Raw genomic sequence first — 7657 nt, 5'->3', positions numbered from 1 at the left:
GGCAAGGGTAGGCTCGTCTGGCCACCATTGCGGCGGAAATTGCATCGCCGCGAAGCCGGACTTGATCGAAGTGAGCAGCATCCAGATCATCGGCAACGCGGTGTAAAGCAGCATGAACACAAGGAAGATGCGCCCGCCCCACCGCCATCCGTCGACGCGCATGCGGCGACGGGTCTGACCCCGAGAGGCTGTTTCGGCAATCGTGCTCATGCGCTCCCCTCTTTGCGTTCGTTGCCGCTTAGCGCACGGACATAGAAATAGCCCAGCGTCATCAGGATGAGGAACAGGAGCACCGAGTAGGCCGATGCCACGCCCCATAGCTGTCGTCCGAAGGCGAGCTCATAAATATGGGTGATCCAGATATGCGATGCGTTGGACGGCCCGCCGCCGGTCATGATCCAGGGGATGATGAAGGAATTGAAGTTGGCCACTGCGAGCAGCAGGATGGTCACCGTCGAGACGCTGCTCAGATGCGGGAAGGTAACGTGCCAGAAGCGTTGCCACGCACTGGCCCCGTCGACTTTTGCGGCGCTCAGCAGCTGTTCGGGGACCGTCTGCAGGCCAGCCATCATCATGATCATGGCAAACGGAAACTCGCGCCAGATATTGACGACGATCAGGGAGGGCAGCACCGTGCTGACGTTGTCGATGAAATTCGGCGGCCGGTCGGCCAATCCGAGACCGACCAGCACCGCACCGATGACCCCGAAGTCCGAATGGTAGATCCACTTCCAGATGTAGGAAGCGGCGACCGCGCTGATAACCCAGGGAATGATCAGGATAGCGCGCAGGACGCCGCGGCCGATAAAGTCGCGGTGGAGCGCCAGCGCGGAGCCAAACCCCAGGACGAAGGAGATGAAAGTCGATGCCAGTGTCCAGATCATAGTGTTCCAGGTGACTTTCCAGAACACCGGACTGGTGAGGATGTTCGTGTAGTTGTCGAAGCCGACGTAGATCTTGTCGCGCAGCTGTAGGCCTGGCGGCGTCTTAAAAAACGACAGCTCGATTGTGTAATAGATCGGATAGGCGATGACGATGAGCATCACGGCGATCGCCGGGAGCACGTAGGCGTAATCGGCGCGATGCTCCCATACCCTCCGCAGCACGCCGGACCTACCGGATTGCAATCTTCGGCGAGCCTCGGCCTTACCGGTCACGATCGTCACTATGGCGCGCCCTTATTTTCCTTGGAACGAACCGGCTGCACCGTCGGTGCAGGCCGGTCGAATCGTAAGCCAGGTTCAAACTAGAGTTTGCCTTCCACCAGGCTCTTCACCTTTTCAGCCGCGTCGTCCGCTGCCTGATCGACGGTCATCGCTCCGGTCAGGGCATTCTGCAGCATGTCCGGGACGATGATGTTCATGATCTCGGGAGACTGCGGCAGCGCTGGAAACGGGATGCCGTATGGCAGCATCGACGTCGTGACATCGAGGAACTTGATGCTGTCCAGACGTTCCTTCATCCATTTGGTCTTGAAGCCGTTGAGGTTGCCCGGGTTCGACCCGGCGTAGGCCATCTTCAGCGACCATTCAGGGCTCGTCCACATGCAGATGATGGCCTTTGCAGCCGGCTCGTCCACCTTGCCGCCCTCGACATATTCGGGCTTCAGGATGTGAATGTTCGAGCCGCCGAATACAACGGCGCGCTTGCCGTCTGGGCCAGTCGGAATCAGCCCGTAGCGCATGTTGTCGATGACGGTCTGCGCCTTGTCCTTGTCGGTGCCCGTCGCCTTTTTCTGCAAGTCTAGCATGACGTTGTAGTCGGACGGGTGCGAGACCATCATGCCGAGTTGGCCGGCGAGGAACAGCGGCTGGTTATCGGCCTGCTGGTTGGTGAGTGCCGACACCGGAACCGACTTGTCGCGAACATACATATCGTACGAGGCTTGCAGCGCCGCCTTGCTCTGGGGACTATTGAGTTCGACCTCCTTGTAGGTCGGGTTTGCGGTGGCTTCGTCGAAGACGCCGCCGCCGTAGGCCCACAGCTGCGGCATGAACCGGTACGGCGTGTTGCCGGCATTCTTGCGAGCCACGAGGCCGTAACCGGAAATGCCGAGCTTGTCGTGGATCTGCTTGGAATATTTGACCACGTCGTCCCAGGTCGCCGGAGCCTTGTCCGGATCAAGGCCGGCACGCTTGAAGACGTCGGCGTTCCAGATGAACGCCATCGTCTCGTTGTTGGTTGGAATGCCGTAGGTCACCCCGTCCCAGGTCACCGCCTTCATGGCGCCGGGCCAGAAATCCTCGGTCGAATACCCCACATCCTCGGGCTTGAGCGGCTGCAGATAGCCCTTTGCGGCGAACTCGGTACCACCCAGGATTTGCAGTCGGACCGCCATCGGCGCGGCATTGCCCAGGAGCGCCGTCCGGAACTTGTCAAGAAGGTCGTTGTAGGTGAGGGCCTGTTCCTCAAGCTGGATGTTTGGATAGGTCTTGCGGAAGGTCTCGAAGAATTCCTTGTAGTACTGGCGCAGGAGGTCGGGATCGCCCTCGAACACGCCCTGATACCAGAAAGTCAGTCGCCCCTTGTAGTCGAGCGGGGTGACTTTGCCGCAATCGGCCGCCGTATCAAAATCCTGTGTGCCCGCAATGGAACGCACATATTCCGGCGACCACTTGCTCAAATCGACCGGCGGCGCACCCAGCGCCGATGCGGACAGCGATACCACTAAAGCAGTGGAGACAGTGCCGCGCAGGACGGCACCGCCGAGTGTAATCCTCGTCATAGGTATCCTCCAGGTTCTCTCCCATGCCGCTTTGCTTCGAGGCAAGCGGTCCATGCTCGTTCGATCGCGGAACGTCTTCCTGTTCTGTGTATCCCTTCGAGCACTTTGTACGTTTTCAGATCATGGATTGTCTGTCAACGCGATAAATCGTACATTGTTTATGGAAACCGTGCGTGATATCGATCAAAGTGTGTATTGAATTGGGGAGCCGGCCTTGGCCGAAACAAGCGATTTCAAAGCAGAGCCACCCGCGGGGATTGATYCCATCGGGGCCTCCAGCGAGGGCGCCTCGCTTTATGAACTGATCAGGGAAGACATCATTGAGGGGCGCCTCGCAGCCAACGAGCGGCTTGTGGTGACCGATCTCGCCCGGCGCCACGGCACCTCGACCAACCCCGTGCGAGAGGCTCTGCAGCTGTTGCGCGGGGAGGGCTTCGTCACTTTTGTCGCCAACCGCGGGGCGCGAGTCCGGCCCATAGATCAGGATTTTGTCCGCGATATCTACGAGATCGGAGTCCTGATCGAGCCAGCCCTGACGCGATGGTTTGTGAATATGGCGACCGTCGAAGACATAGCCGAACTCGAACGTATCCAAGGTCTGATTGAAGAGAACAACTTTGCCGACACGTTCAGGCACAGTGAGCTGGATACCGCCTTTCATACCGTGATGTACCAGCGGCACTATAACCGCCATGCCGCCGAGCTTTGGTGGAAGCATCGCGAGGTGCTGCGGGCCGTGAGCCGGCGATTCAATTTCACCCTCGCACGGCGCGCCGCAATCCTTCGCGAGCATCGCGAACTCATCGCACTCGTGAAGGCGGGAGAGGCAGACAAGGCCGCCGACCTCATTTCCCGCCATGTCGAGGGTTCCGGCCGGCATGTTCTCGAACAGATGCGTGCGCGCAACGCCGCTCGGGCCGGATAGACTCTCCCATCTGGAACATCGTTAGCCTGACAATCAGATAAAGGTAGTTGAGAGATGAAAATCACGAGCGTTCGGCCGTGGCTGATCAAGTCCGATGCTTCATATTGGGGAGAGTACCTGTTCGTCGAAGTGACGACCGATGAGGGGGTGAGCGGCTGGGGAGAGATCACAACCACCACCAGGCTCGCCAACCGCGCTCTCTGCACGATCCTTCGGCAGATCGGCATCGCAGTAACCGGCGAGGATCCGGCGCGGATCGAGCACCTGTGGCACAAGATTTTCCGCAGCTTCACCTATATGGGCAGCCGCGGCGCTGCCGTCGAATGCGTGAGCGCCATCGACATCGCCCTCTGGGACATCCGGGGCAAAGTTCTTGGCAAGCCGATTTACGAATTGCTGGGCGGACCGGTACGCGATGAAATCGCGCTCTACACCCATCCCAACCAGGCCAAATTTACCAGCAAGGAGGCCGTGGTCCGCGAAATTCGAGACATCGTCGAATCCGGACACACCGGGCTCAAGTTTGATCCTTTCCCCCATCAGGGGCGCACCGCCGATGGCCTGTCCCGCGAACAGCGGGACGGCTACCTCGACGGCAGCATGACCCGCAAGGACGAGCGCGAAGCGGCCGAACTGACGGCGCTGATCCGCGAAACGGCGGGACCCGATGTCGACATCCTGATCGACGCGCATGGCCGCTTCGACGTTCCCACCGCCATTCGCCTGTGCCGGAGCCTTGAGGAAGCCGGCCAGATCGACTGGTTTGAGGAGCCTTGCCCGCCAGAGAGCCTCAATGCCCTCAAGCAGGTGCGTGAAAAGGTCAGTGCCGCTATCTCGTGGGGCGAGCGCGGCCACACGAAGTGGGATTTCGTGCCGGTGCTCGAGAACAAGCTCGCTGACTACATCATGCCGGACGTCACCTGGACCGGCGGCATTACCGAACTGAAGAAGATTTCCGCCCTGTGCGAAGCCTATTACATCCCGGTCTCGCCGCACGACGCCGCGGGGCCGATTAACGTGGTTGCGGGAGCGCAGGTGATGATGACGGTGCCTAACTTCTACAAACTCGAAACGTCGGAGTGGAACCTGGGCAAATACGATCACCTCATTGACAGACCGCTCGACGTCACGAACGGCAGCCTCAAGCTGACATCGAAGCCTGGTCTCGGCGTTGAGATGAACCGCGACTACCTTCAGGCCAACGAAATCGAGCTGGGCTAAGCAACGCTCCATGCCGCCCCGGCGTGCTTTCGACAAACCCCGCCGACCAGAATGAGGATAAGTCATGCCAAAGACAGGTGGAGCCGACGGGGCGCTCAATCGGGTGAACACGAATTCCAGGCCCAGCGACCTGCGCATCACCGACCTGCGCGTCGCCGAAATCGTCGGCGCGCCGTTCACCTCGGCGCTCGTTAAGATCTACACCAACCAGGGTATTGTCGGCCTGGGCGAGGTGCGCGACGGCGCCAGCGCGACCTATGCGCTGATGCTGAAAAGTAGGTTGCTTGGCGAGAACCCTTGCGACATCGATCGACTGTTCCGCCGCATCAAGCAATTTGGCGGTCACGGGCGGCAGGGTGGTGGTGTCTCGGCAATCGAGATCGCTCTCTGGGACCTCGCCGGCAAGGCCTACGGCGTGCCGATCTACCAGATGCTTGGAGGACGGTTCCGCGACAAGGTGCGAGTCTATTGCGACACCGACGCGGAGAAGCCCAGCGGCACCGAGACCGGAAGGMGGCTCAAGGCGCGGATGGACCTCGGTTTCACCTTCCTCAAGATGGACCTCGGGCTGGCGCAGATCTCCCACATCCCAGGCGCGGTCGTCGCGCCTGCCGGCGTGCTCGACGGTTTCCGCACGCATGCCGGCCGCGGGCGAGGAGGCACGCTGGACGAGCGCCGGGCGCGTAATGCCGCTTACGACGCGCAGAACGTGCCGCATCCCTTCACCGGCCTCCACTTCACCGAAAAGGGCATCGACCTGCTCGATCAATATATCCACGAGGTCCGCGAGGTGATCGGCTATGAGATTCCGCTCGCCATCGACCATGTCGGCCACGTCTCGCTGCAGGACGGCATCCGTCTCGCCCGGCGGATCGAGAAATACGCACCAGCCTGGCTCGAAGACGTGATCCCCTGGCAGTACACCGACCAGTATCGGCGGTTGCAGGAGGCAACGTCCGTGCCGATTTGCACGGGTGAGGACATCTACCTCAAGGAAGGCTTCGAGCCGCTGCTCAACTCAGGCATTTCGGTCATCCATCCGGACTTGCTTACCACCGGCGGCATCCTCGAGACCAAGAAGATCGGCGACGCGGCGCTGGACCACGGCGTCGCCATGGCCATTCACATGGCGGAAAGCCCGATCGCGGCAATGGCCGCCGCGCATGTCGCGGTGGCCACGGAAAACTTCATGGCGCTCGAATATCACAGCGTGGAAGTGGACTGGTGGGACGACATCGTCACCGGCTTGCCCAAGCCGCTGGTCAAGGACGGGTTCATTACAGTGCCCGACAAGCCGGGCCTGGGCATCGACGACGTGGTCGATGAAGTCATCAGCCAACACCTGCAGCCCGGTGTCACAGGGATATGGCAATCCACCGAGCAATGGGACAATGAACATAGCTGGGACCGGACCTGGAGTTAGCCCAGACCCCATACCCACATTCCCCCCCCAGGCTCACAGGGCCAACGACGGACCATTCGTGTCGACCTCCTCCCAAGGGAGAGGCGAAGAAAGAAACGGACGAAACCATGATCTACGAACTGCGTATCTATGACTGCCTGCCGGGCAGGCTGCCGGCTTTGCTCAAGCGCTTTTCCGACCAAACGCTGGCCATCTGGGAGAGGCATGGCATCCGCCAAGCCGGGTTTTTCACCACGGCTATCGGCGAAAACAGCAATCGCCTCACCTATTTCCTCGCCTGGGAATCGCTGGCCGAGCGTGAGGTGAAATGGGCGGCTTTCGTCGCCGATCCGGGATGGCACGGGGCTCGGGACGAGTCTGAGCGCGACGGGCAGATCATTGCTAATATCAGCAGCCAGCTGCTCACGCCGACAGCTTTCTCGTCTGTGAAATAGGACTGCGCCATGAAGATCACCGACCTGCGCTGCGCCGTCATCGGCAAGCACCCCATCGTCCGCATCGTCACCGATGAAGGTCTCTATGGCCTTGGCGAGGTTGAGTACACCAAGCCCTATCTCAAGCCCTGGGTGCTGCATTTTCGCGACGCGCTGATCGGCGAGGACCCGACCGACGTCGAACGCTGCATGCTGAAGATCCGCCAGCGCGGCTCGTTCAAGCCCTATGGCGCCGCTGTCTCTGCAATCGAGCATGCCTTGTGGGACATCGCCGGCAAGGCGGCAGGCATTCCGGTCTACAAATTGCTCGGCGGCAAGGTCCGCGACAAGGTGCGGGTCTATAACGGCTCCATCCGCAAAAAAAGGACCGGCGACAGGCCCGAGGACTATGCGGCGGATGTCAAATGGATGATGGAGCAGCCGCAGAACTTCTTCATGGTGAAGCAGGGCATCAGCTTCCACTCCAACATGAAGACGAGCGTACCCGACTTCCATTACGGCGTCCGGCAGCCGCCGACCTATCACGGCGCGATGGACCAGGGGCAGATCAGCGAGCGCGGCATGGCGCATATGATCGACTGCGTCATCGCCATGAAGGAAGTGCTCGGCGACAAGGTTTCGCTCGCACTGGATTGCGGCCCCGGCTGGTTCCTGCCCGACGCCATCCGCTTCGCGCAGGCGGTGGAAAAATACAATCTGATGTGGCTCGAGGACATGCTGACGGGCGACTATGTGCCGTGGGTCAATCCGCAGGCTTATCGTGAACTCACCACATCCACCTCCACGCCCATCCACACGGGAGAGCAGATCTACCTGCGTCACAACTTCAAGGAACTGATCGAAACGCAGGCGGTCCGTATCATCGGTCCGGATCCCGCCGATATAGGAGGCATCGCCGAGCTCAAATGGGTGGCCGAGCACGCCTATAT

The 7657-nt window shown here is 60.5% G+C and carries 7 protein-coding genes and 1 pseudogene; 5 read left to right on the top strand and 3 right to left on the bottom strand.

What is annotated here, in order from left to right:
* The 3 genes and pseudogenes from ACXJ7R_RS19535 to ACXJ7R_RS19525 form a co-directional block, all read right to left on the bottom strand.
* Positions 1-210, bottom strand: a pseudogene (locus tag ACXJ7R_RS19535) (carbohydrate ABC transporter permease); the annotation flags it as partial.
* Positions 207-1166, bottom strand: coding sequence for a carbohydrate ABC transporter permease (locus tag ACXJ7R_RS19530; protein WP_457153281.1), 960 nt, complete (start codon positions 1164-1166; stop codon positions 207-209). The gene ACXJ7R_RS19530 and the pseudogene ACXJ7R_RS19535, both read right to left, overlap by 4 nt.
* Positions 1167-1246: 80 nt before the next feature.
* Entirely contained in the window at positions 1247-2725 is a 1479-nt protein-coding gene (locus tag ACXJ7R_RS19525) for an ABC transporter substrate-binding protein (protein ID WP_095087549.1), read from the bottom strand.
* A 214-nt stretch (positions 2726-2939) separates the two neighbouring features.
* Here ACXJ7R_RS19525 and ACXJ7R_RS19520 point away from each other — a divergent pair, with 214 nt between their 5' ends.
* The 5 genes from ACXJ7R_RS19520 to ACXJ7R_RS19500 form a co-directional block, all read left to right on the top strand.
* Positions 2940-3650, top strand: coding sequence for a GntR family transcriptional regulator (locus tag ACXJ7R_RS19520; protein WP_457153280.1), 711 nt, complete (start codon positions 2940-2942; stop codon positions 3648-3650).
* A gap of 54 nt (positions 3651-3704) precedes the next feature.
* Positions 3705-4871 (top strand): mandelate racemase/muconate lactonizing enzyme family protein, encoded by a 1167-nt coding sequence (locus ACXJ7R_RS19515; protein ID WP_457153279.1) that lies wholly within the window; start codon positions 3705-3707, stop codon positions 4869-4871.
* Between the two features lie 64 nt (positions 4872-4935).
* Entirely contained in the window at positions 4936-6294 is a 1359-nt protein-coding gene (locus ACXJ7R_RS19510; RefSeq protein ID WP_457153278.1) for a mandelate racemase/muconate lactonizing enzyme family protein, read from the top strand.
* Between the two features lie 107 nt (positions 6295-6401).
* Entirely contained in the window at positions 6402-6728 is a 327-nt protein-coding gene (locus tag ACXJ7R_RS19505) for an NIPSNAP family protein (protein WP_457153277.1), read from the top strand.
* A 9-nt stretch (positions 6729-6737) separates the two neighbouring features.
* On the top strand, positions 6738-7657 hold a 920-nt coding region (locus ACXJ7R_RS19500; RefSeq protein WP_457153276.1), incomplete at its 3' end, for a mandelate racemase/muconate lactonizing enzyme family protein.

The sequence above is a fragment of the Mesorhizobium sp. P5_C1 genome, from assembly GCF_054049815.1.
This window is presented reverse-complemented; position numbering and strand designations above follow the sequence as displayed.